Here is a 21736-nt window from a genome sequence, read left to right as displayed (position 1 = left end):
GTCCAGGACGATGTTCTCCTTCACCCGCCCCGGACCCACCTGGTACGACAGATCCGCACCGGACACCGCGTCCTTGTACGAGACCGTGTCGCCCTTGGCCACCGGCGCGAGCTTCCCCGCACCCTTCAGACCAAGAGTCACCATGTGACCCTCGGCCTGGAAACGAAGCAAACGCTCCGCATCCGAGCCGAACCAACTGGACGCAGCATTCGTCGTGTTGGCGAAGTCGAAGCCCTTGGCATCGGACGGAACGACCGTCGGGTCGATGTCCTTCCAGGACTTCCCCACCCGGTAGCCGGTCGGGACGGCCGAGACCTCGGCCTGCACCCGGCCGTCGGACAGCTGCCAGTACCGCGCGTTCGCCGTCCGCTTCCCGGTCAGCTCCGCGACACGCTTCGGCTTCGCCGCGGCCTTGCCCTTCGGCAGCTTCTCCCGGCTCGGCAGTACACGCTCACCGCCCGCCGTCGGATGCTCAGGGGCCTTGTTGCCGTCACCCTCATCCGAGAACCAGCTGCCGATTGACTCCATCAACCCCTTGTCGTCGTCCTGCGACGGCGAACTGGGAGCCGTATACGCGACCTGCGGCAGCAGCGATCCCGCCACCGCCGAGACCACAAGACAGGAGAGGTATCTCCTGTAAGGAACTTTCACGCCAATACCTTTCAGCCAAAAAGGCCCGTTTTCGGGCGCGCAAAGAGGGCGCACACAGTGCGCCCTTGGAGCCTGCCGGTTCTAGCGGGCTAAGTGATCTTGAGTCAAACGCATTCAGATTTAGGGCAGTTCCACTGATTGGGCGCGAATGGCCTGCCGATGTCCCCGGCTTATCTGTGTACTGAGGTGCCATGCATCGGATGGTGTATGCGCCTGGATCCACCGACGGCATTCGGGCGAGCGATTTCGGGTGAATTCGCGGCGACTGGTGGCGTGTCTGATGTCCGGGTGGCCCGTCCCGGTGACGGGGTCTCCGAAGGCTTGGTCGGTGGGCGGCAGGGCGGTTCAGCGGTCAGGTGCGCAGGCGGCAGCCGATGGCAGCCGACGACAGCCCACAAGCTGGTGAAGGCGTCTTCCCAGGGCCGGTGTTCGGGCAGGCAGGCGGGCCTTGACCCCGGATTTGAACACGTCTATGCGGCTTGGGTCGGAGTAGCTGCTGCTCGGCGGGGGTCGTTGACCGAGGCGGGAGTGTCGGCGCCGGGTGTTGCATCGGGTCAGCCACCGGAAGGCGTCGAGCCTGGCGTCACGCTCGCTCGGCCAGGCCTTGGGCCCTGGTGCGGTGCCGGCGGCGGTGATCCTGGGGCTCCGTAAGTGCCGTCGGAGTCCTGGTGGACCCTGCGTATCAGGGACGCAAGCCGGACCTCGGCGGTCTGCCAGGCCGCCCGCGCGGCCGCCGTGCGGCGCCAGTAGTGGAAACTCAAGCGAGAGATGCCAAGCGTCGAGCATAACCGCGTGACGCCGAACCGGCGCTGTTGATCTCCAACGAACTGGCAGCGGTTCACCAGCGCGTCTCCCCGGCGAAATTCCGGGCCGCCTTGCGGAGAATGTCGCGCTTATTCGGGGTTGGTACTCCAGCCGTAGATCGTCATCTTCATGTCTGATTCACGGCTTGCCTTCGGTAATGGCTCGCCTGGGCTCGGGCCTGGTGGCGACGTCGCCGGACGGACCAGGCGAGCCGATGGGTCAGGTCGTGCACGGGCTGGACGACCATCGTTGTGACCAGTTGCTGGATCTCGTTGCAGGTGAGCGGGATGAGCCCGTGGGGTGAGGGTTGACGGTTGTGTTCGTCGGCGCGGACGACAGCGAGGAAAGCGTGGGCGAGCATGGCCAGGGTGACCCAGCGCGACCACGAGGTGTAGCGGCGGAGTTGGTGCTCGTCCAGTCCGGCCAGACCCTTTCCGGCCTGGAAGGTCTCTTCCACGCGCCGTCTCGACCCAGCGACGCGAACCAGCGTGGCCAGGGGCACCGGGCCGGGCGAACAGCAGCGGTAGTAGGCGAGTTCACCGGTGGCGCGATTGCGGCGGATCAGCAGCTGGTGGCGGCCGGGCCAGGGTTCAGTCCGGTCGATGACGGCCCAGTCGTAGAAGCGGTGCGGTCCACCGCCACGTGCCCCCGCTTGCCCGCGTAGACAAGGTAAACCGCGACCTGGGAGTTCTCGATCCTCCCGGCGGTGCCGGTGTACTGGCGCTGGACACCGACGGTATGCGTTCCCTTCTTCAAGTCCCCGGTCTCGTCGACCACCAGTACCGCGTCCTCGTCGTGCAGATGCTCCAGCGCGTACTCACGCACGTCGTCGCGCACCCGGTCGGCGTCCCACCTGGCCCGGCCGAGCAGGTGCTGCATGCCGTCCGGACTTGCCTCCCCGGCCCACTCGGCAATCGACCAGCAGTTTTTGCCGGCAGGTCCGACAGCAGCCCGAGCCCCAAGCCCCGTACCCGGCGACGCGGTTCAACCCGCCCGAACCGGCCCGCTATCCGGCCCATCAGGACCTCGAACGTCTCCTGCCGGCGGGCAGGGTCTACGCTGCGGCCTGCGGCCACCGCACGATCTTCAGTCTTCACACACCGATGATCAGCGGTGGCCGTACCCGTCTCTCAGCCGACCTCACCAGCAAGATCACTGGTTGAGTCGTCGCTGGTAGTGGCTGTGACGGGCTCATCAGCCATTGCGGGGGAAGGCTCACTGCCCGCCGAGCCGGAGCACAACAGCCACGTACAGGCTCACGGACATTGTCAGAAATAGAAAGGCGAGAACCGTGTGGACGACGAGCCCTCGCCCCGGGGCGAGACCCAGATGTGCCCTGGCCGCACGGCTCACCCGGGGCCCGGGCACACCTCGCGTGGCGTTCGCCTCCGCCTTCTCGATGGCTCGGCGCAGCTTCCTGCGGCTTCTCTCGGTCGTGATGCCCAGGCGCACACCATGGGTGTCACGCACCATCAGGGTGCGGTACGCGCTGCCGTACGAGAAGGTCGTCAGCAGCCGGACGGTGTCGATCCGGTTGAGGTCGACGGACCGTTCGCCGGTCAGGGTATGCGCAGTCAGACACGACGACGAGTGCCGGAACGGGGCTCGCTCCTCGCACAGCGCGGGAAGGAGGACGAAGCCAGCGATCACGGACAGCAGGCCGAGCGCGATCGTTGTGCCTTCGGGGACTACCCCCGTCCGGGCCAGCCCGTAGCCGCCGAAGGGCAGCAGAAGCACCGTCACCACCAGGCCCGATCCCATGCGTGCCCGAGCCACGCTGCGGGTCGTGGTTGCCTCCACTGACGCCTCCTTTCTGCCGGCAGACACCAGCATGCATGCGCGGCAGACCTCTGCGCAGTGCCGGTGTCCGGCAATCTTCGGCGCAGGATCCTTCGGGGGGCAGACCCACACGCCACAGCCACTAACAGCGGCGACTCGACTCGTGATCACGATCTACGGCTGGAGTATTAGGGCGCGCGGGAGCCAGAACGACAGTCCGTCCTCGGACCCGAGAGCGATGGGCCCCTTGTTGTTTGCCGCGTCGATCCCCGGATCCTCGGCGTCGACACTCTCGTCGTCCTCCCAGGGGCAGGCCGCCTCCAGGGGGAACGTGCGCCTGGCGGACGCGGGCCGAGGTCGGGCCGCGTGTCGGGCAGCCGGCGGAGCGGCTGGAGACCGCCGTCGCCGGCGGGCCGGGCCTGCCCGTCGTCGATCGACCTGTTCGATCGCACCCTGCGGTACCCGACCGGACGACTCGCCGCCCGGCGAGGGGAGATCGGAACCCGGTGGCCGCGCCTGACCGCCGGCCCTCAGGCGCTCCTCGCTCCGGCCCATCTGCGGTGCGGTGACACCTACGTCCAGCTTGCCGTCACGAGACGGTCACGTCGAAGCCGTCGTCCTTGCCGTCGGTGATCCGGTTCAGTTCGTCGCCACGTCGCCGATCGAATGGTTTCTCCGGCCCGCCGGACTCCGGGACCTGTGGGGCGAACCGTGGTGATTTCGGTAAGACTCCGTCACAGAACCGTGAAGCGCGCACGCGAAGCTGGAGTCCACCTCAGCGCAGTTCGTGCGTTGTCATCGGGGGGAGTACCACCATGAGTTCCGTTCGCAGAGCCGCCTTCGTCCTCGTCGCCGTGTCCGCGCTGGCCCTGACCGCCTGCGGGCCGTCCGAGGACGGTGCCGCGGGCGGCGCCGATGTGCCGGCCACGACTCCCCCCGCCTCCACGTCCCCGTCCACGCCGGGCAAGCCGTCGACGCCCGCCAAGCCCTCGCCGTCGGGCAAGCCCTCGACGACCGCCAAGCCGTCGGCGTCCGCCAAGCCGTCCAAGCCGAGCTCGCCGTCCACGGATCCGGACTACAACGTCTTTCCCTGCAGCACCTACGACGTGAAGTTCACCGCGAACCTCGCCGAGCCCACGACCAGCAGCTACCTGCTGAAGATCACCAACACGAGCGGGAAGCCGTGCCGGGTGCTCGGCCACCCCATCGTGACCTTCGGCGATCTGGACGGGCAGGCCACGCAGCGCGGCACCGCCCCGGGTATCGAGGAGGCCATCCGGCTCGAAGCCGGCGAGTCCGCCTACGCGGGGCTCATGGGCGGCCCGAAGGACGCCAAGAGCAAGACGGTCTCGTCCATCGCGATGACCATGGACACGGAGTCCGACCTGACGCAGGTGCCGCTCAAGGCCTCGACGCCCGGCTTCAACGTCTCCGAGTCCAACTCCGTGACCGCCTGGATGGACAACGCCGAGGACGCGCTCAGCCTGTAGTCGGGAGCCGCCCGCACGAACGGCGGCCGTGGTGCCCGCCACGTCCGAGCTCGACGGCCGCCGTTCAGCGTCCGCCCAGGACCGTGGCGTACGCCGTCTCCCTGACCTCCCGGTCCGGGTGCCGCCGCAGCGCCATGACGGCCGCACGGCAGGGCTCCGGCCAATCCAGGCGGGTGCCGAGGGCCGAGGCGAGGGCGGCGGCGAGGAGGCCTTCCACGAGTCCGCCGTCCTCGCCCAGGACACGCACCGCGTGCAGCGCGGCGCCGGGGTCGGCGGGCGGAGTGCCGTACCGGTGTGCCTTCTCCAGGTCCTCGGCCACCCGGGCCGCGAGGACGGGGCGGCCCTCGACCGCGGCGGCCAGCTCGCGCAGCGGGAGCAACAGGTCGGGCCCGGGTGCCTCCAGGTCGATCGCTCGTACGAGGAGGGCGGTGCGGGTCGCGGCGGCGGCCGGCTCGGCCGCCAGTTGCCGTGCCAGGGCCATGCTCATCCGGTGGTCGTGGCTCGACGAGCCGATGAGGGAGTGCAGGCGACGGCGTGCCGGCAGGTCCCCGTCCTGGCCGCCTCCCTCCGGCTCCCCGGCCGCGACGAGCGCCAGAAGCCGGTCCACGGTGTCGTGCAGAAGGCTGCCGGGCTCGGCGCCGCCGATCGGATGGGGCAGACCGGACCGGGCGAGCTCCGTCAGCCAGTAGCCAGCCCGATCGGTGGTCAGCGGCGAGGCGAGGTCCGTGTAGACGGCGACGAGGGCCGTGCCGGCCGCCGGTGTGTACTGCGCCCAGTCGCGGAGAGCGAGCAAGGCCCTCTCCGCCACCGGCTCCTCGGGTACGTGGACCAGGCGGGCGACGAGTTCCCCGTACCGCGACCGGTGGGCCGGGGCCAGGTCCGCCGGGTTCAGGCCCAGGAGGGTGCGCCGGGCGGCGTCGGGCCCGTCGGCGGCCACCGCTTCCAGCAGGGCCCACGTCTCCTCGGCCGGCAGCAGTGTCGGGGCCAGGCCGACGACGGTGGCGTGCACGTCCGGATGGATGCCCGGGGCGCGGGCCACGGCGGACAGGAGCGCGGTGGCCGGGGCCGGGGGGAGATGCCGGGCGGCGAGCCGGGCGGCCGCCTTCCTGACGGTGACCTTCACCCCGTCCTCACGGGTCAGGACGTCACGGAGCAGGGCGGCGACCAGGCTGGGCCGGGCGTGCGCGGCGGCGCGGTCGGCGGCGGACCAGGCGGCCGCGGCCTGGTCGTCGCCCGCATGGTCGAGCAGGGCGCCGAGGGCCGCTGCCGGATCGTCGGTGTGGGCGGCCGCGTCCAGGGCCGCCGCCCTCAGAGGGGGCTCGACAGGGGCGCTCGACGCCGGGTTCTCGTGCGCGGGCACCGTCGGCATCGCGGCGGTGTACCGCTGGAGCAGGGCTCTGCCGTAGGTCGGCACCTGGGCCACCGTGCGGAGCAGCGCGGCACGTTCGTCGAGACCTCGGCCGCCGTCGGCGACGACGGCCGCGGCCAGCCGGACCGCGGCTTCCTGCTGCCGGGGCAGCCACCGGTCGGCGTACCGGAAGGGAGGCAGCGGCCGGGGACGGCCGGCCGCGGGGAACCGCCCGCCCGGGAGCGGTGTTTCGGGCAGGGCGAGGTCCAGCAGGTCGGTGCGTTCCGAGGCGAGTACGGCGAGCACCTGGGGCACGAAGGCCGCGGACGGCTCCCGCGCCAGCAACACGGCCGCGCGGTCGCCCCGGGTCGCCGGGTCGGCCAGCCAGGCCGCGGCGACCTCGCCGAACACCCCGTCCGGGCAGGTGCGCAGGGCCTGTTCGAGACGGTCCTGGAGTTCCGGGATCCGACGGGCACGCCGTCCGGCGGATCCGACGAGTGCGAGCAGGGGCATGGCGTCGCCACGGGCGATGGTCTCGTCCAGCCTCGGTCCGAGTGCGCCGAGCAGGACCCCGGCTCCGCGGCCCCGCACGAGGGGGCCCAGCCGGCCGAGTGCCGGTGCTCCGGTGTGGGCGGTCAGGGCCTCCACGAGGAGGACCGCGCAGTGTGCCGCAGCCGCAGCCGCAGCCGCAGCCGCAGCCGCAGCCGCAGCCGCAGCCGCATCGGCATCGGGAGCGTCGGCCGGCGCGGTCGCGGCGGCGGCGAGCAGGGTCACCGCCAGCGTCAGGATCGTTTCCCGGGTGCTGTGCGAGCAGTCCCGGGCGCCCAGAGCGTCCAGGCACAGCCGCTCCAGGGAGTCGGACCCGGTGCGGTGTCCGGCGGGCGCCCCGGCCCCGAGGGCTGCCACGAGAAGCGGTGCCGGCAGTCGGGCGAAGCCGGACAGGGCCTCCTCGCGTACGGGGTCGCGCTCGTGGGTGAGACGGCCGGCGGTCAGCGCGAGCACCTCCGCCACCTGCTCCGGTTCACCGGTGAGGCCGGCGTTGACGACCAGCTGGTGCCAGAGCACACCGCGCTCGTCGGCGTCGTCGGTACGGAGTGCCGCCAGCAGGCGCGGACGGGCCTCGGCGGCCGGGAGCAGGGCGAGGAGGCGCCAGACCTCCCAGTCCGAGTGGCGTTTGGCGCGGGCTTCCTCGAGCGCGGCCCGGGCCCGGGCGTGCCGTTCGGCGGCCGGCAGCAGGGCGAGCACACCTTGGTGGGCGTGGAGGTTCCGCCGCGGATCCCCGGCCTCGAGGACGGCGTCCAGGAAACGGGGCCGCCGCGCCGGTGGCATCGACCGCAGGAGAACACCGAAGGCCTCCCGGTGGAACCACCGTGCCGCCAGCCCGGGCAGCGACGGGGGATCCGCCGCCACCAGTTGCCGCATGACCGCGCGGCCGGGCGTCCGTTCCCACCACCCGGCCGACCGGCGGGGATCGGCGAACCAGCGCGCGACGCGCTCGGCGTCGACCGCGACGAGCTCGCCGAGCCGGTCGTGGACCGGACCGGGCAGGTCGTGGGGGCCGTACCGCTCAAGCAGGCCGAGCACCCGTCCCGGGGCGGCGGGCAGGGCGGCGGCGATCGCCGTGGCGTGCCGCCTCCACCAGAGCTCGCGCAACCGTTCGGCGGACTCGCCGAGTTCGCGTTCCGCATGGTCGAGGACGGCGACGGGATGGCGGACGGCCAGCGTGCCCCAGTCCTCGAACGTGAGCGTCCCGGCGAGTTCGGGCAGCAGCCGCGCGGTGAATCCCGTCGAGCACCCGGGCAGCAGCCGGGCCGCGTCCCGGTCGCCGTACTCGGTGCGGACCCGGAGCACCAGCCGCTCGGCGAGGCCGGACCGGCGCCCGTCCCGCAGCAGCCGTGCGAGGTCGGCGCGGACCACGGCGGGGGCGTCGTCGTACGCGGCTTCGACAGCGGCGTCCGCGACGGGCAGCCGCCGCGCCCCGCGCAGCGCGTACCGACGGACCACGGGGTCGGAATCGCCGAGCCGGGCGGCCAGGTGCGCCGAGTCCCCGGCGGCCAGGGCCGCCAGCGCGGCGAGGCGACGCTCGTACGGGCCCCGTGCGTCCAGGGCGGTGAGCAGGGGACGGAGCGCGTCCCGGGAGGCGAGCCGGTGAGCGGTGACGGCGGTGAACCGGAGCCGGGCGGCGTGCGGCAGGGGTTCGAGGGCGGTGAGCAGCTGTTCGGCAGTCGAGATCATCGCGGGCATTGTCCGCGAGGGCGTGTCCCTGCCTCCACCGATTATCGGGCCGAGCGAGGTCGGGTACGGGAACTCAGGGCGCGCTCCTGGCGGCGGAGGTCCGCCGTAGCCGGACGGCGACCGCGCCGGCCACCGCGGTCCCGAGGACCGCCCAGGTGGCGGGGTGGGTCCACACGGCGGTGTCCAGCTGCCGCGCGAGGACGAAGACACCCATGACGACGACGAACCAGCCGAACGCCGTGCGCAGCGCGTCCTGCGGGATGCGCCCCGCGAGCCGTCCGCCCACGAGACTGCCGGCCACGGCCGCCGCGGTCACGGTCAGGGCCAGAGCCCAGTCGATCCCGACGCCCGCGAGGTGTCCCGCGAGCCCCGCGAAGGAGTTCATCGCGATGACGAGGAGCGAGGTGCCGACCGCGATGCCCATCGGGAGCCCGGCGAGCAGGGCGAGCGCCGGGACGACGAGGAAACCGCCGCCCGAGCCGACCAGACCCGTCACCGCACCGACGGCCAGACCCTCCACCGCGATGTGCCGCGGAGGGTGGTCGGCGGGGATCCGCCGCGTCTCCCGGCCGTGCCGGGGCCTGCGGAGCATCGCGACCGCCGTGGCCAGCATCATCAGGGCGAAGGCGACGAGCAGGGCCGTGCCGGGGAGGTACTCGGCGAGCCGCCCGCCGCCGTACGCACCGGCCATGCTGAACCCGCCGAAGAGCAGCCCGGTCCGCCATCGGACCCGGCGGGCGCGCGCGTGGGGGACCAGCGCGGCGAGGCTGGTGACGCCGACCACGAACAGGGAGGTGGCGATCGCCTCCTTGGTGTGCACTCCGGCCAGATAGACCAGGAGCGGCACCGTCAGGATCGAGCCGCCGCCCCCGAGGGCGCCGAGGCTGACGCCGACGAGCAGGGAGGCGGCGACGACCAGGGCGGTCACGAAGTGCTCCGCAGCTCCGCGATCACCGTGCGGATGTCGGGGCGAGGCCCACGGTTGTACGGCAGCTTGGAGAGCAGCATCCCCATGGCGCAGGAGTTGCTGAGTGCCGCGTAGGTCAGGCCGGCTCCGATCGCGGTGCCGATCAGGTGGGCGCCCGGAACGAACACCCCGACGAGTCCGGTGATCAGGACGATCGAGCCGGCCACGAGCCGGACCTGGCGCTCCATGTCCCACCGCTCGGGCCCGCGGTCGACGGGCGCGCCGGCGGCCTCCCAGGCGACGATGCCGCCCTCCAGGACGCGGAGGTTCGGCAGCCCGGCCTCGGCGAGGGCCTTCTCGGCCTGCGTGGCGCGCTGTCCGGAGCGGCAGACGAGGACGACGTCCTCGTCGAGGTGGGTCAGGAGCTCGGTGCGGTGCTCGCGGAGGGTGTGGAGCGGCACGTTGTACGAGCCGGGGATGTGTGCCGTACGGAACTCGGCCGGTGTGCGCACGTCGAGCAGGCGCGGGGCGCGCCCTTCCTGGACGAGCCGGTGCAGGGCGGCGGGGGTGAGGGAGGGGGCGGGCGCGGAGGTGGCGCTCATGGGGATCCACTTCGAGTCGGTCGGATATACCGAGGGGGGTATGTAAAAGGGTGTGGGGGGCCCAGGGCCGGATCTTTGGGGGGTCTCGAGGGCTAGGCCGCAGCCGATTCCAGCAGGGCCCAGGCGGCGTATCCGCCCAGGATGTCGGAGACGTCCTGGAAGCCGCGCTGCCGCAGCAGGCTCGCGGCGATGGAGGAACGGTGGCCGCCGGCGCAGTGCACGACCAGGGGCCGGTCGGCGGGCAACTCGTGTGCGCGGTGGGGAAGTTCGCTGAGCGGGATGTGCAGGGCGGACTCGACGGAGCCGTGCGCCTCGCGCTCGCCGCAGGTGCGCACGTCCACGACGACCGGCGGCCGCTCGCCCGCGAGGGCGGTGCGGAGGTGCGCGGCGGTGATCCGGCTCGCGGGGGAGACCTCGTCGGGCAGGGCCTCCAGGGCGTCCTCGGGGTTGCGCAGGTAGCCGGCGACCCGGTCGAAACCGATGCGTGCGAGGCGGGTGACGACCTCCTCCTCCCGGTTCTGCGGCGCCATGACGACCAGCTCGGCGGCCGGGTGGAGAACGGTGCCGGCCTGCTCGGCGAAGCGGCCGTCGGCGGGCACGTTCACCGCGCCGCGCAGGTGCCCCGCCGCGAACTCCTGCGGGTCGCGGGCGTCCACCACGATCGCGTCGCCGGCCCGCAGCCCGGTGAACTCGGCGAGGGTCAGCGGGCGGGGGGCCGAGGCGTCGTAGCGGGCCCGGTCCTTGCGGTTGAGCTCGGCGTCGTACGCGAAGTAGCCGGGCGCGGCCGACTGGCCGGCGGTGACCAGTGCGACGAACTCCTCGCGGCCCATCGGGGCGCAGGCGTAGTTGGTGGCCCGCTGCTCGCCGATCGTCGACTGCTTCTCCGTCGACAGGTTCTTGCCGCAGGCCGACCCGGCACCGTGCGCGGGGAAGACCCGCACCTCGTCCGGCAGCCCCATGAGTTTGTTCTGCACGCTGTCGTGGAGCATCGCGCCGAGCTCCTCGGCGGTGACGCCCACCGACGCGAGCAGGTCGGGACGGCCGACATCGCCGATGAACAGCGCGTCGCCGGTCAGGACGCCGTGCGGCACCTGGTCCTCGGCCCGCTCGTACAGGAGCACGCTGATCGACTCCGGTGTGTGTCCCGGGGTCTCCAGGATCTCCAGCGTGACGTCGCCGAGGGAGATCCGCTCGCCCTCGGCGAGCTTGCGGATCGGGTACTCGGTTTCGGCGTGCCGGCCGTAGCCGATCCAGGCGCCGGTCTCGTCCGCCATCTCCAGATGGCCGGCGACGAAGTCGGCGTGGAAGTGGGTGTTGATCACGCCGACCACCGTGAATCCGTGGGCGTCGACGTCGGCGAGGTACTCCGAGACGTCCCGGCGGGGGTCGACGACCACCGCCTGCCCGGTGCGCTCGTCGGCGATCATGTACGACGCCTGGGAGAGGCAGTCGAGGTAGTACTGGGCGAAGAACACGGCAGCCCCTTCACACATCGGCGGGGGGATCCCTTGCCGGGGTAGATACCCCCCTGGGTATTTACGTACTCGACCGTAAGCAAGGTGCCGCAGCAAAGTCAAATACCCCCCTGGGTATCCATGACCACAGGGGGGTATGCGCCTCGGTATCGCCGACTAGACCGGCTTCGCCTCGGGTCCTACGCCGAGGACTCGGTCGAGGTGGGCGTTGGCGAAGACGCCGGTGGGGTCGAGCGTGTCGCGCAGGGCGGTGAAGTCGTCGAAGCGTGCGTACCGGGGGCGCAGGCGCTCCGCGTCGAGGCCGTGCATCTTGCCCCAGTGCGGGCGCCCCCCGTACGAGCCGAGGATCGACTCGCACGCCTCGAAGTACGGGGCGTAGGGCATGCGGTGGTACTGGTGGAAGGCGATGTAGCAGCTGTCGCGGCCGTACGCGGTGGAGAGCCAGATGTCGTCGGAGGCCGCGAAGCGCACCTCCAGCGGGAACGACACCTTGGCGTCGTGCGTGTCGATCCACTGCTTGATCTCCCGCAGGGCGTCGACGGCGTGTTCGCGGGGGACGGCGAACTCTCCTTCGTGGAAGCGTACGTCACGCGGCGAGGCGAAGATCCGGTACGACAGGTCCGACCACTCGCGGGTGGACATCGCCCGGGCCGCGAACCGGGCGATCGGGGGGACGAGCCCGGGGTAGCGGGTGCCGAGCCGGTTGAGCCCCTCGAAGCCGAGACCGCTGACCGTCTCGTCCAGGCGGCGCGCGAGGGCGCCGATGGGCTTCAGCGGGGCGTCGGCCGGCTGCCGCCGGAAGCGGCGGGTGAGGGTCGTCGTGCTGTGCGGGAACCAGAAGAACTCGAAGTGGTCGTTGGTGTCGGCGAGTTCGTGGATCCGGTCCAGGGTCTCCGCGACGGGCATGGCGGCGTCGTGGGCGTGCAGGGCGAACAGCGGCACACAGCGCAGGGTCACCGCGGTGATGACACCGAGCGCGCCGAGCCCGACCCGGGCGGCGGCGAAGAGCTCCGGCCGCTCGTCGGGCGAGCAGGTGACCAACGACCCGTCGGCGAGGACGAGTTCGAGCGCGCGCACCTGGGTGGCGATGCCTCCGAAGCGGGTTCCGGAGCCGTGCGTGCCGGTCGAGATGGCCCCGGACACGGTCTGGCGGTCGATGTCGCCGAGGATCTCCATGGCCAGGCCGTGCTCGGCGAGCAGCGGGTTCAGCCGCCACAGCGGCATGCCCGCGTCGACCGTGACGAGGCCGGTCTCCCGGTCAACCGACCGCAGGCCCGCCATACCGTCCAGGCGCAGCTGGACGCCCGGGGCGACGGCGACCGGGCTGAAGGAATGGCCCGCGCCGATCGCCTTCACCCGGTGGCCGTCCGCGGCCGCGCTCCGTACGGCGTCGGCCACCTCGGAGGCGTCCGCCGGATGCAGAACGCGCACGGGACGCGCCTGCTCGTTTCCCGCCCAGTTGCGCCACACGCTGGTCATGACCGGAGTCCTCTCGGGTGGATCGACAGCCGCCGCCGCCCGGTCCGGGCGGCGGTTCCCGGAAGAGTGGACTTGGACATCCGTCCAAGTCAAGGGTCGGGGACGCTTGACTTGGACAGCCGACCAAGAGACCGTTGCGGAGCCGATCAGGTCTGGAGAAAGGCCGCAGGGTCATGGCACAACAGCCGAATGTCACAGGGACGACGCCCGCTCCGCACCGACTCGGGAGCCCGCCACCACCGGCCGGTTCCCCCAGCCCTTCCGGTTCCCCGGGCCCTTCCGGCTTCCCGAGCCTGGCTGGGCTTCCGAGCCTCCAGGAGGCGACCGCCGCCCTCCAGCCGCCGTTCGCCGTCGTCGACCTCGGAGCCCTGCGAGCCAACGCCGCGCAGATGACCCGGCGGGCCGGCGGCAAGCCGATCCGGCTCGCCAGCAAGTCCCTCCGCTGCCGCGCCCTCATCGGCGACACCCTCCGCCTCCCCGGGTTCACCGGCATCCTCGCCTTCACGCTCCCCGAGGCGCTCTGGCTCGCCGAGGACCACCACGACGTCCTCGTCGGCTACCCCTCCGTCGACACCGACGCGCTCGGTCGCCTGGGAGCGGACGAGCAGCTCGCCGCCCGCGTCACCCTCATGATCGACTCCATGGACCACCTCGACCTCGTGGCCGGCGCCATCGGGCCGACCGGCCCCACGGTCCGCGTCTGCCTCGACCTCGACGCCTCACTGCGCCTGGCCGGCGGACGCCTCCACCTCGGCATGCGCCGCTCACCCCTGCACACACCGCACCAGGCCCGGGACCTGGCCCTGGCCGTCGCCGCCCGGCCGCGTCTCCGGCTCGTCGGCGTCATGTCGTACGAAGGGCAGATCGCCGGCATGGGTGACAACCAGCCCGGCTCGCGGGTCAGCCGCACCGCCGTCCGCCTCATGCAGAAGCTCTCCACCCGCGAACTGCGCGAACGACGCGCCGCCGCCATCCGCGCCGTACAGTCCGTGACAGCCCTGGAGTTCGTCAACGGCGGAGGCACCGGCAGCCTGGAGAACACCTCCGCCGAACCGGCCGTCACCGAACTCGGCGCCGGCTCCGGCCTCTACGCACCAACCCTCTTCGACCACTACCGCAGCTTCCGCCCGCACCCCGCCGCCCACTTCGTCCTTCCCGTCGTACGCCGTCCCGGCCCGCGCCACGCCACCGTCCTCGGCGGCGGCTGGATCGCCTCCGGCGCCCCCGGCGCCGACCGACTGCCCGTGCCCGTGTGGCCGACCGGCCTGCGACTCCTCTCCACGGAAGGGGCGGGCGAAGTCCAGACGCCGCTCACCGGCGACGGGGCGGCCGGCCTGCGCACGGGCGACCGCGTCTGGTTCCGCCACGCCAAGGCCGGCGAGCTGTGCGAACGCGTCAACGAGCTCCATCTCGTCGACGGCGACCGCATCGTCGACGTCGTACCGACCTACCGGGGCGAGGGCCGGGCCTTTCTGTGACCGGCCGCCCGCGGGGCGGCGGCCCTGATCACCGGCCCGCGGGGCCGCTGGGATACGTTGATCCGGTTCACCGCCCCACCCCGTCGATGGAGACGCCATGACCCGCCGCTCAGCCGACGAGCGCCGTGAGCAGCTGGTCGAGGCGGCCATCCGCGTGATGATCCGCGACGGCGTCGCCAAGACCACCACCCGTGCCGTCGTCAATGAGGCGGGACTTCCCCTCGGAGCCTTCCACTACTGCTTCCGCTCCAAGGAAGAGCTCCTGCACAGCGTGATCGAACGCATCACCCTGAGGAGCGTCACCCCCGCCACCGCGTCGCCGGCGGAAGGCTCGACGCGCGACATCATCTTCCACACCCTGCACACCTACTGGGACCAGGTCCGCGAGCGGCCCGCCGAGCACATGGTCACCTACGAGCTCACCCAGTACGCCCTGCGCCAGCCCGGTCTGGCCGACGTCGCCCGCCGCCAGTACCAGCACTACCTCAAGGTCTACAGCGACCACCTCGAAGCCATCGCCGACCTCGCGGGCTTCCGCTGGACCGTGCCGCTCCCGGCCCTGGCCCGCTACGGCCTGAGCGTCATGGACGGACTGACCCTGAACTGGTTGATCGACCGCGACGACGCCCAGGCCCGGGCGGCCCTGGACGAGTACGCCGAACACCTCAGCGGCGTGGCCGCGCCCCGGGCCCCCGGTCGGTAGTCGAGCGACCGCGCACGCCGGTCACTCCTGGGGCTCGGCGGCTCGACTCCGCCGGTAGTGGGTCCGGCCCTTGGCGGAGTTGCCGCAGGTGGCCATGGAGCACCAGCGGCGCCGGCCGCCCCGGGAGCTGTCCAGGAACAGCCAGCCGCACCGCTGCCCGGGGCAGACGCGGGTGCGTTCGGGCGGCAGCGCCCGGAGCAGGTCGAAGGCCCGCAGGGCGAGCTCGTGGCGGAGGTGGTCGAGCCCCGAGGTCCCGACGTCGACCTGGAGCCGCGGTGTGGTCCCGTCCAGCGTGAGACGGGCATGGGCGACCGCGTCCTTCCAGTCCTTCTCCACCTGGCCGACGGCCTCCGTCGGTGCCGGGGCGTCCTGGTGGATCAGCGCCGTGAGCAGCTTGTGCAGGGCTTCGCGCAGCTCGCGGATCCGGGCGAGCGCCGACTCGGCCGGGTCGGGATCGGCGTCGGCCGCCTCCCGCAGGGCGGTGAGGTCGGCGGGGGAGAAGTGCCCGGTGAGGGTGGCCCACTCCAGCAGGCGGGGGTAGCCGTCGAGCCAGTCGACGGGCTCGGCGTCGCGCGCCGTGACCGTGTTCACCAGGTCGACGACGAGGTGCCCGCCGACCAGATCTCGGGCCTTGAAGGTGTGAGGCCGGATGCTGCCCGTCACACGACCGCCTTCCTCTGCGCTTGCCCCCGTCGTTCCAACCAGTGTACTGATGTTATCCGGTTGGATCGACGCGTGGATGCACGGATGCACGGATGAACCGATGCACGGATGCACGGATGCACGGATGCACGGATGCGTGGATGTACGGATGTACGGATGTACGGATGTGAGGAGACGCCCATGACGGCTGCCGTCGAGCTCATCACCGCCCCCTGGAACCTCGGCCTGCGCCCGCCCGCACCGGGCCAGGAGCCGGGAACCTGGCGCGCCCCGCGAGCCCTGCTGTCGGCGGGCCTCGAAGCACGCCTGAAACCGGACCGGCTGGTGGAGCTCGACCGCCCGCCCTACGCCTTCGACGCGCAGCCCGCGACCCGCATCCGCAACGGCGTGACCCTGCGCGAGCACACCCTCCGCCTCGGAGAAGCGGTCCACACCGCGCTCGACGCCTCCCGGTTCCCGGTCGTCCTCGGCGGCGACTGCAGCATCCTCCTCGGCTGCCTGCTCGGGGCCCGGCGCCACGGACGCTGCGGCCTGCTCCACCTCGACGGGCACAGCGACTTCCGGCACCCCGGCAACCACGACGCCGGTACGGCCCTCGGTTCGGCGGCCGGAATGGACCTGGCCCTCGCCACCGGCCGGGGGGAACTGCTGCTCACCCACTGGCCGGTGGTGGGCCGGCCACTGGTCGCTGACGAGGACGTGGTCCAGATCGGCGACCGTGAGGAGGGCGAGGAGGCACCCCCGGTCGCCCGCTTCACCGCGAAGGAGATCCCGCGGACCGGCATCGCCGAACTGGGCGAGCGGGTCGTCCGCCACCTGGAGCGGCGGGAGCTCGACCGCGTCTGGCTCCACGTCGACCTCGACGTGCTCGACGAACGCGTCCTGCCCGCGGTGGACTCCCCGGGCCGCCCGGGCCTGGACTTCCCCCAGCTCGCCGAGCTGGTCTCCACCCTGGTCGGCACCGGTCGTGTGGCGGGGCTCGACGTGGCCATCTACGACCCGGAACTCGACCCGGACGGCGCGTACGCCACCCCCATCGTCGACTGCCTCGCCCACGCCCTGACCCCGCTCACGACCGCGGAGGCACCCGCATGAGAACGCTGCTCGCCGACGGCCCCAGCACGCTGTACCCCACCGAGATGGAGCAGTTCGGACGCCTGGCCGGACAGTGGACGACCAGGATCACGTACCACCCCGCCGACGGCTCCCCGGCCCACAGCGTCAACGGCGCATGGGAGTTCGGCTACGCCCTTGACGGCCGGGCGGTCCTGGACGTCTGGCGCCGGCCCGGACGCGGGGAACTCCCCGCCGAAGGCGGCGCCCCGGACGAGGAGTGCGGTCTGTGCGTACGCATCTGGGATCCCCGCCTCCAACTGTGGCGGTTCACCTTCCACGGCACCGCCCACGGCGACCAGGTGCAGATGTACGCCCACCGGATCGACGACGAGATCGTCATGGAACGTGCCGTCGGCGGCGACCTCGTCCGCTGGACCTTCGCCGACATCACCGCCGACACCTTCCACTGGCGCAACGAACGCTCGGCCGACGGCGGCCGCACCTGGCGTCTCGACCAGGAGGTCGACGCGCGCCGTCCGACCTGACGCGATGCCAGGGCTCCGCGGGCGCACTCAGGCGGACTCGAGCAGCTCCTTCAGCCGGGCCAGGTCGGCCGTGACCGTGGCGGCGTCACGCTCGAAGTCGGCGTCGCCCGTCCCCGGCTGACGGCGGAGCGTGAACACCACCTCGCTGCGGGGGCCGTCGGCGATCACACGGACGGGGTTGTGGACGGTCTCCCCGGAGGGCAGCGTGACGTCGTGGTCGAGTACGCCCAGATCGTTGCGCGGCGCGAAGGCGACCACCACGCGTCCCAGGGGAGAGGAATCCGCCACCCACGCATCCCCGATCTTCTCGATGGACTTCCCCAGACCGTGCGCCCACGCGGGCAGGTTGGCCGGGTCCGACGCGTAGGCGTAGACATCGGCGGCGGTCCGGTCGATCCAGATGCTGAGGTGGCGTGATTCCTTGCCCGTGATGGTCATGGCACCGACGTTAGTCGGCCCGCGCCGTCTTCCTCTTGAACGAATCAGACACGCTGATCCGCATCCGCATCCGCATCCGTATCCGCATCCGCATCCGCATCCGCTCCTCTGCCGAACTCCTCGGCCAGCAGAGCGGCGGTCCTGGCCACCAGCGGGTTGTCGGTCGGGGCGTCCGCCTCGGGCTGGGTGCTGAGGACGGCGAGCACGATCGGCGTGCCGTCCGGCCGCCAGGCGACACCCACGTCGTTGGCCCCGCCGTAGCGCGGGGAGCCGGTCTTGTCGCCGAGGAGCCAGTCGGCGGGCAGGCCGCGGCGGAACTTCTCGGTGATGGTGGTGTTGCGGAGCAGCCAGTCGGTGAGCCGCTCGCGGTCGTGGGGTTCCAGCGCGTCGCCGAGGACGAGACGCGCGTAGGAGAGGCCGATGGCGTGCGGGGTGGTGGTGTCGGTGACCCGCCAGGGCTCCGCCGAGTTGAGCTCGGGCTCCCACCGGTCCAGCCGGGTGACGCGGTCCCCGATCGAGCGGCAGAAGCGGGTGACGCCGGTGGGGCCGCCCAGCTCCTGGAGGAGCAGGTTGCCGGCGGTGTTGTCGCTGAAGCGGATGGTGGCGTCGCAGAGTTCGGCGATCGTCATGCCGCCCGCGACGTTCTCGGCACGGCCCGCGACCGGCGAGATGCCCGACCTCTCGACGTACGCCTGGGTGTAGTGGACGCGGCGGGCGAGGAACTCGCCGTCGTGGTCGAGGTCGCGCAGGACGGCGGCGGCGGCGAGCGTCTTGAACACGGAGGCCATCGGGAAGCGTTCGTGCCCCCGGTGGGCCACGGTCCTGCCCGTGCGCATGTCACGGGCGAACACGCCGAGCCGTGCGGTGTGCTCCCGCTCCAGGCGCCTCAGCCGCGCGACGATGCCGCCCGGTTCCGGTAAGGCCTGCGCGGTTCCGCCGCCCAGGGCGAGTGCGGCCGTGAGCGCCGCTCCGACGCCCAGGGTGAGCGCGGTACGGCGGGACGGGCCGGGTCCGTCGGTGTGCAAGGGGTCTCCCTCCGCGATGATCACTGTCGTAGGGGGAAACGCCCCGGCGGCCGTTCCGGTTTCAGCCCAGTTGGCGCCGGACCAGCTCGTGGAAGAGTCCGGTAGTGTCGGCGAGGAGCTCGGCGGGCGTCCCTTCCTGGACGACGCGCCCGTCCGCCATGGTGATCACCCGGTCCGCGTCCATGATCGTGGACAGGCGGTGGGCGATCACCACGCGGGTCGCGTTCAGCGCGCGGGTCGATTCGATGACGGTCCGCTGCGCCTCGTTGTCCAGGGCGCTGGTCGCCTCGTCGAAGAAGAGGACGCGGGGCCTGCGGATCAGCGCCTGGGCGATCATCAGCCGCTGGCGCTGCCCGCCCGAGACGGTGCCTCCGCCGTCGGTCAGCATCGTGTGCATGCCCATGGGCATGGCCTTGATGTCCTCGGCCAGGCCCGCCATCGCGGCGGCTGCCCAGGCGTCCTCCAGGGGGTACGAACCCGCGCCGCGGATGCAGTCGAGGACGGAGCCGGAGAACGGCTGGGCGTTCTGGAGGACGACGCCGCACTGGCGCCGCACGGCCGCCTGGTCGAGGGCCGCGAGGTCCTGCCCGTCGTACCGCACGGTCCCGGAGGCCGGCCGGTCGAAGCCGATGAGCAGCCGCAGGAGCGTGGACTTGCCGCAGCCACTGGCCCCGACGATCGCGAGGAACTCGCCCGGCCGCACCCGGAGACCGACCCCGTCGAGGACCAGCGGGCCGTCCTCGGTGTAGCGGTAGGAGAGGTTCTCGGCCTCGATCGCGCCGGTCAGTTCGCCCGGCGGGGCGCTGGAGCCGCGCACCTCGGGCGTCTCCCGGAACACCGGCCTGATCTGTTCGAACATGGGCTGTACGGCAGCGGCCGAGAGGAGCGCGCCGGTCAGCTGCGTGACGGAGGACAGCATCATCGTGACGGCGGTGCTGAAGGTGAGGAACTCGCTCGCGGACAGACTGCCGCGGGCCGGACCGGCCAGGAGCGCGAACATCACGAGCGTGCACAGCGGCAGACACACCGCCCCGAGGACCGCGAGGACGTTCTTGATCCGCCCGACGCGCCGGTGCAGCTCGCGCGTGCGGGCGAACTGAGCCGCCCAGGCGGCGTACGCGAAGCTCTCGGCCGCCGCCACGCGCAGCTTCGGCAGACCGCGCAGGGTCTGGAAGGCCTGGTTGTCGAGCTTGTGGCCGAGCCGGATCAGCTGCCGCTGATAGCGCAGCTGCCAGAGGCCGAGGCCCAGGAACACCGCGGCCGTGGCGAGCAGCAGGGCGAGCGCGACGAGGGCCAGGGGCACGCTGTAGACCAGGAGCAGCACCAGGTTCACCGTGCCCACGGTGCCGGCCTGGAGGACCACCGGGCCGATGCCGGACAGGACCCGCCGGATGGCGCTGATGCCCATGGCGGCACCGGCCAGTTCACCGGTCGAGCGGCCGGTGAAGAACGTCGTGGGCAGGCGCAGCAGGCGGTCCCAGACGGCCGGTTGGAGCGTGGCCTCGATACGGCCCTCCATACGGAGGATCGCGGTGTTCTGGAGCAGCATGAAGGCGGCCGACACGACGCTGGTCGCGATGATCGCGACGCCGGCCTGGACGATGAGTCCGGTCTCGCCCGCCGGCACGTACGCGCCGAGCACCTTGCCGGTGGCGACGGGGACGAGGGCGCCGAGCGCGACCGCGACGAGCCCGCCGAGCAGCAGGTCGCGGAGCTCCGCCCGGGTGCCGCGGACACTGAACCGGAGCAGGCGCAGCACGCCGAGCGGCCGGTCGGGCAGCGGCCGGTAGAACATGACGGCCCGCGGCGCGAACCCCTCGGCGGAGATCCGGCCGACGCGCTCCCGCTCACCGGTGGCCGGGTCGAAGGCCACGTACCGGCCGCGCCGCCACAGCAGGGCGACCGGTGTGCCGTCCGCCGCGCGGTGGCCCACGAGCGGGCCGGAGTCCTCGCGCCACCAGCGCTCGCCGAGCCGCACACCGCGGGTCCGGATCCGGGAGGCGAGCGCGATGCGTTCGACGGGGTCGTGGCGTCCGGTCTCCGAGCCGACGGCGGCCGGTTCCGCGAGGGCGATGCGCGCCTCGTCGGCGACGGCCCGGCACACGGCGTAGGTCGCGTCGTCGCCCGCACGATCCGCCGAGGACGTGCCGCCGGAGCGGCCGATGGAGGCGAGCAGCGCGCGGTCCGCGCGCGTGCGTGCCGCCTTCCCCGCCTCGATCCCCGCGGCCGCGCGGTCCTCGTGGTCCCGTTCGAGCTGCTCGATCCAGTCGTCCAGGGCGTACAGCAGCCGGTACTGCTGGTCCACCATGCCCTGCCAGGTCGCCGCGTCGATCAGGAGCGTGCCGGACCCGTGGCCGTGGCCCTGATGGCTCTCGTACGCCGCCCCGTACGCGATGCTGCCGGGGCTGACCCGCATCCAGAGGACGTCGCCGTCGGCCGCGCCCGAGGCGTCGTCCAGGGCCGCCTGGTACAGGACCCGAAGACCGCGCCCGATGCCGAGCGCGAAGGCGTGCTCCAGGGGGCTGGGCGGGACCTCGGCCGGCATGCCGTACGCGTTCTGGTTCTCGTACCAGCCGTCCGCGTACCACTGACCCTCGTACCACCGGCCGCCGTACCCCTGCTCGCCGTACCCCTGCTCGCCGTACGCCTGCTCGCCGTACGCCTGCTCCCCGTACGCCTGCTCCCCGTACCCCTGCTCCCCGTACGCCTGACCGGCCCCGTGCGGCAGTTCGCGCAGCTCGACGCGGCGCAGCACGCAGCCTTGCACGGGGCGGCCGATCAGGGTGTGCGCGGGGCCGTCGACCGGGCCGAGCAGCAGCGTGCCGGTCTCGACGCGGCCCAGGGAGTGCCAGGGGCCGAGCCGTGCGGCGTCGACGGCGAAGAGATCCATCGCGCCCTCGACGACGAGCCACAGGACGTGCGGGCCTTCGAGGGCGACACTGCGCGGTCCCGCGCAGTCGACCGCGTCACCCAGCGCGCCCAGCGCGGCGACGACCGGGTCCTGGACGCCGCCGTGGCGCGCGCCGGCGAGGTCGGCGGGCGGGTGGGGGAAGGTCAC

General features: G+C 72.4%; 19 protein-coding genes. 6 read left to right on the top strand and 13 right to left on the bottom strand.

All coding sequences use genetic code 11. From position 1 onward, the window contains the following. From ACF07V_RS38250 to ACF07V_RS38240, 3 genes are all read right to left on the bottom strand, one after another. On the bottom strand, nucleotides 1–603 hold a 603-nt coding region (locus ACF07V_RS38250), incomplete at its 3' end, for a hypothetical protein (protein ID WP_392160726.1). 979 nt (nucleotides 604–1582) lie between these two features. Further along, nucleotides 1583–1912: a hypothetical protein gene (locus tag ACF07V_RS38245; RefSeq protein WP_392160724.1), complete on the bottom strand. Its 330-nt coding sequence runs from the start codon at nucleotides 1910–1912 to the stop codon at nucleotides 1583–1585. A 104-nt stretch (nucleotides 1913–2016) separates the two neighbouring features. Beyond that, nucleotides 2017–2334, bottom strand: coding sequence for a transposase (locus ACF07V_RS38240; RefSeq protein WP_392160722.1), 318 nt, complete (start codon nucleotides 2332–2334; stop codon nucleotides 2017–2019). On the opposite strand from ACF07V_RS38240, the gene ACF07V_RS38235 reads away from it, so the two are divergent. After that, nucleotides 2257–2562, top strand: coding sequence for a hypothetical protein (locus ACF07V_RS38235; protein WP_392160720.1), 306 nt, complete (start codon nucleotides 2257–2259; stop codon nucleotides 2560–2562). The two genes, ACF07V_RS38240 and ACF07V_RS38235, sit on opposite strands and share 78 nt — an antisense overlap. 108 nt (nucleotides 2563–2670) lie before the next feature. On the opposite strand, the gene ACF07V_RS38230 is transcribed toward ACF07V_RS38235, so the two are convergent. Continuing rightward, entirely contained in the window at nucleotides 2671–3255 is a 585-nt protein-coding gene (locus ACF07V_RS38230; protein ID WP_392160718.1) for a hypothetical protein, read from the bottom strand. Nucleotides 3256–4049: 794 nt separating this feature from the next. Here ACF07V_RS38230 and ACF07V_RS38225 point away from each other — a divergent pair. Beyond that, complete coding sequence (locus tag ACF07V_RS38225; RefSeq protein ID WP_392160717.1) at nucleotides 4050–4724, top strand: DUF4232 domain-containing protein; 675 nt, start codon at nucleotides 4050–4052, stop codon at nucleotides 4722–4724. Nucleotides 4725–4788: 64 nt separating this feature from the next. On the opposite strand, the gene ACF07V_RS38220 is transcribed toward ACF07V_RS38225, so the two are convergent. From ACF07V_RS38220 to ACF07V_RS38200, 5 genes are all read right to left on the bottom strand, one after another. Further along, the gene (locus ACF07V_RS38220; protein WP_392160715.1) at nucleotides 4789–8307 is read right to left on the bottom strand and encodes a hypothetical protein; all 3519 of its coding nucleotides are present in this window, start codon (nucleotides 8305–8307) and stop codon (nucleotides 4789–4791) included. Nucleotides 8308–8380: 73 nt separating this feature from the next. After that, nucleotides 8381–9235: a sulfite exporter TauE/SafE family protein gene (locus ACF07V_RS38215; protein ID WP_392160713.1), complete on the bottom strand. Its 855-nt coding sequence runs from the start codon at nucleotides 9233–9235 to the stop codon at nucleotides 8381–8383. Then, entirely contained in the window at nucleotides 9232–9816 is a 585-nt protein-coding gene (locus ACF07V_RS38210; protein ID WP_392160711.1) for a rhodanese-like domain-containing protein, read from the bottom strand. Before ACF07V_RS38210 ends, ACF07V_RS38215 begins: the two co-directional genes overlap by 4 nt. Nucleotides 9817–9908: 92 nt before the next feature. Next, nucleotides 9909–11291: a rhodanese-like domain-containing protein gene (locus ACF07V_RS38205; protein WP_392160709.1), complete on the bottom strand. Its 1383-nt coding sequence runs from the start codon at nucleotides 11289–11291 to the stop codon at nucleotides 9909–9911. A gap of 156 nt (nucleotides 11292–11447) precedes the next feature. Further along, nucleotides 11448–12770: a D-arabinono-1,4-lactone oxidase gene (locus ACF07V_RS38200; RefSeq protein WP_392160707.1), complete on the bottom strand. Its 1323-nt coding sequence runs from the start codon at nucleotides 12768–12770 to the stop codon at nucleotides 11448–11450. A gap of 173 nt (nucleotides 12771–12943) precedes the next feature. Between ACF07V_RS38200 and ACF07V_RS38195 the strand changes: the two genes are divergently transcribed. Further along, a complete protein-coding gene (locus ACF07V_RS38195) occupies nucleotides 12944–14248 on the top strand; it encodes an amino acid deaminase/aldolase (RefSeq protein WP_392160705.1) in 1305 nt (434 codons plus the stop codon). A gap of 97 nt (nucleotides 14249–14345) precedes the next feature. Beyond that, nucleotides 14346–14951, top strand: a complete 606-nt coding sequence (locus tag ACF07V_RS38190; RefSeq protein ID WP_392160703.1) for a TetR/AcrR family transcriptional regulator — start codon at nucleotides 14346–14348, stop codon at nucleotides 14949–14951. Nucleotides 14952–14972: 21 nt separating this feature from the next. On the opposite strand, the gene ACF07V_RS38185 is transcribed toward ACF07V_RS38190, so the two are convergent. Then, nucleotides 14973–15614 carry a CGNR zinc finger domain-containing protein gene (locus ACF07V_RS38185; RefSeq protein WP_392160701.1) on the bottom strand — a complete coding sequence of 214 codons (642 nt, stop codon included), beginning with the start codon at nucleotides 15612–15614 and terminating at the stop codon, nucleotides 14973–14975. 180 nt (nucleotides 15615–15794) lie between these two features. Between ACF07V_RS38185 and ACF07V_RS38180 the strand changes: the two genes are divergently transcribed. Beyond that, complete coding sequence (locus tag ACF07V_RS38180; protein ID WP_392160699.1) at nucleotides 15795–16709, top strand: arginase family protein; 915 nt, start codon at nucleotides 15795–15797, stop codon at nucleotides 16707–16709. Then, the gene (locus ACF07V_RS38175; RefSeq protein ID WP_392160697.1) at nucleotides 16706–17215 is read left to right on the top strand and encodes a hypothetical protein; all 510 of its coding nucleotides are present in this window, start codon (nucleotides 16706–16708) and stop codon (nucleotides 17213–17215) included. Before ACF07V_RS38180 ends, ACF07V_RS38175 begins: the two co-directional genes overlap by 4 nt. A gap of 27 nt (nucleotides 17216–17242) precedes the next feature. Here the strand turns inward: ACF07V_RS38175 and ACF07V_RS38170 are convergent, their stop codons facing one another. The 3 genes from ACF07V_RS38170 to ACF07V_RS38160 form a co-directional block, all read right to left on the bottom strand. Then, nucleotides 17243–17653: an SRPBCC family protein gene (locus ACF07V_RS38170; protein ID WP_392160695.1), complete on the bottom strand. Its 411-nt coding sequence runs from the start codon at nucleotides 17651–17653 to the stop codon at nucleotides 17243–17245. Nucleotides 17654–17697: 44 nt separating this feature from the next. Next, nucleotides 17698–18678 carry a class A beta-lactamase gene (bla, locus tag ACF07V_RS38165; RefSeq protein WP_392160694.1) on the bottom strand — a complete coding sequence of 327 codons (981 nt, stop codon included), beginning with the start codon at nucleotides 18676–18678 and terminating at the stop codon, nucleotides 17698–17700. 61 nt (nucleotides 18679–18739) lie between these two features. Continuing rightward, nucleotides 18740–21736: an NHLP bacteriocin export ABC transporter permease/ATPase subunit gene (locus tag ACF07V_RS38160; protein WP_392160692.1), complete on the bottom strand. Its 2997-nt coding sequence runs from the start codon at nucleotides 21734–21736 to the stop codon at nucleotides 18740–18742.

This window comes from Streptomyces sp. NPDC015661 (genome assembly GCF_043077765.1).
Taxonomy (GTDB): Bacteria; Actinomycetota; Actinomycetes; order Streptomycetales; family Streptomycetaceae; genus Streptomyces.
The sequence above is the reverse complement of the archived record's forward strand: the minus strand, read 5'-3'. Positions and strand labels throughout refer to the sequence as shown.

Excerpts from the sequence above, each read along its gene's own strand:
- ACF07V_RS38235 (WP_392160720.1), top strand. The coding sequence starts at position 2,257 with ATGCTCCAGCGCGTACTCACGCACGTCGTCGCGCACCCGGTCGGCGTC.
- ACF07V_RS38200 (WP_392160707.1), bottom strand. The coding sequence starts at position 12,770 with ATGACCAGCGTGTGGCGCAACTGGGCGGGAAACGAGCAGGCGCGTCCC.
- ACF07V_RS38175 (WP_392160697.1), top strand. The coding sequence starts at position 16,706 with ATGAGAACGCTGCTCGCCGACGGCCCCAGCACGCTGTACCCCACCGAG.
- ACF07V_RS38210 (WP_392160711.1), bottom strand. The coding sequence starts at position 9,816 with ATGAGCGCCACCTCCGCGCCCGCCCCCTCCCTCACCCCCGCCGCCCTG.
- ACF07V_RS38180 (WP_392160699.1), top strand. The coding sequence starts at position 15,795 with ATGACGGCTGCCGTCGAGCTCATCACCGCCCCCTGGAACCTCGGCCTG.
- ACF07V_RS38240 (WP_392160722.1), bottom strand. The coding sequence starts at position 2,334 with ATGCAGCACCTGCTCGGCCGGGCCAGGTGGGACGCCGACCGGGTGCGC.
- ACF07V_RS38220 (WP_392160715.1), bottom strand. The coding sequence starts at position 8,307 with ATGATCTCGACTGCCGAACAGCTGCTCACCGCCCTCGAACCCCTGCCG.
- ACF07V_RS38190 (WP_392160703.1), top strand. The coding sequence starts at position 14,346 with ATGACCCGCCGCTCAGCCGACGAGCGCCGTGAGCAGCTGGTCGAGGCG.
- ACF07V_RS38225 (WP_392160717.1), top strand. The coding sequence starts at position 4,050 with ATGAGTTCCGTTCGCAGAGCCGCCTTCGTCCTCGTCGCCGTGTCCGCG.
- ACF07V_RS38195 (WP_392160705.1), top strand. The coding sequence starts at position 12,944 with ATGGCACAACAGCCGAATGTCACAGGGACGACGCCCGCTCCGCACCGA.
- ACF07V_RS38170 (WP_392160695.1), bottom strand. The coding sequence starts at position 17,653 with ATGACCATCACGGGCAAGGAATCACGCCACCTCAGCATCTGGATCGAC.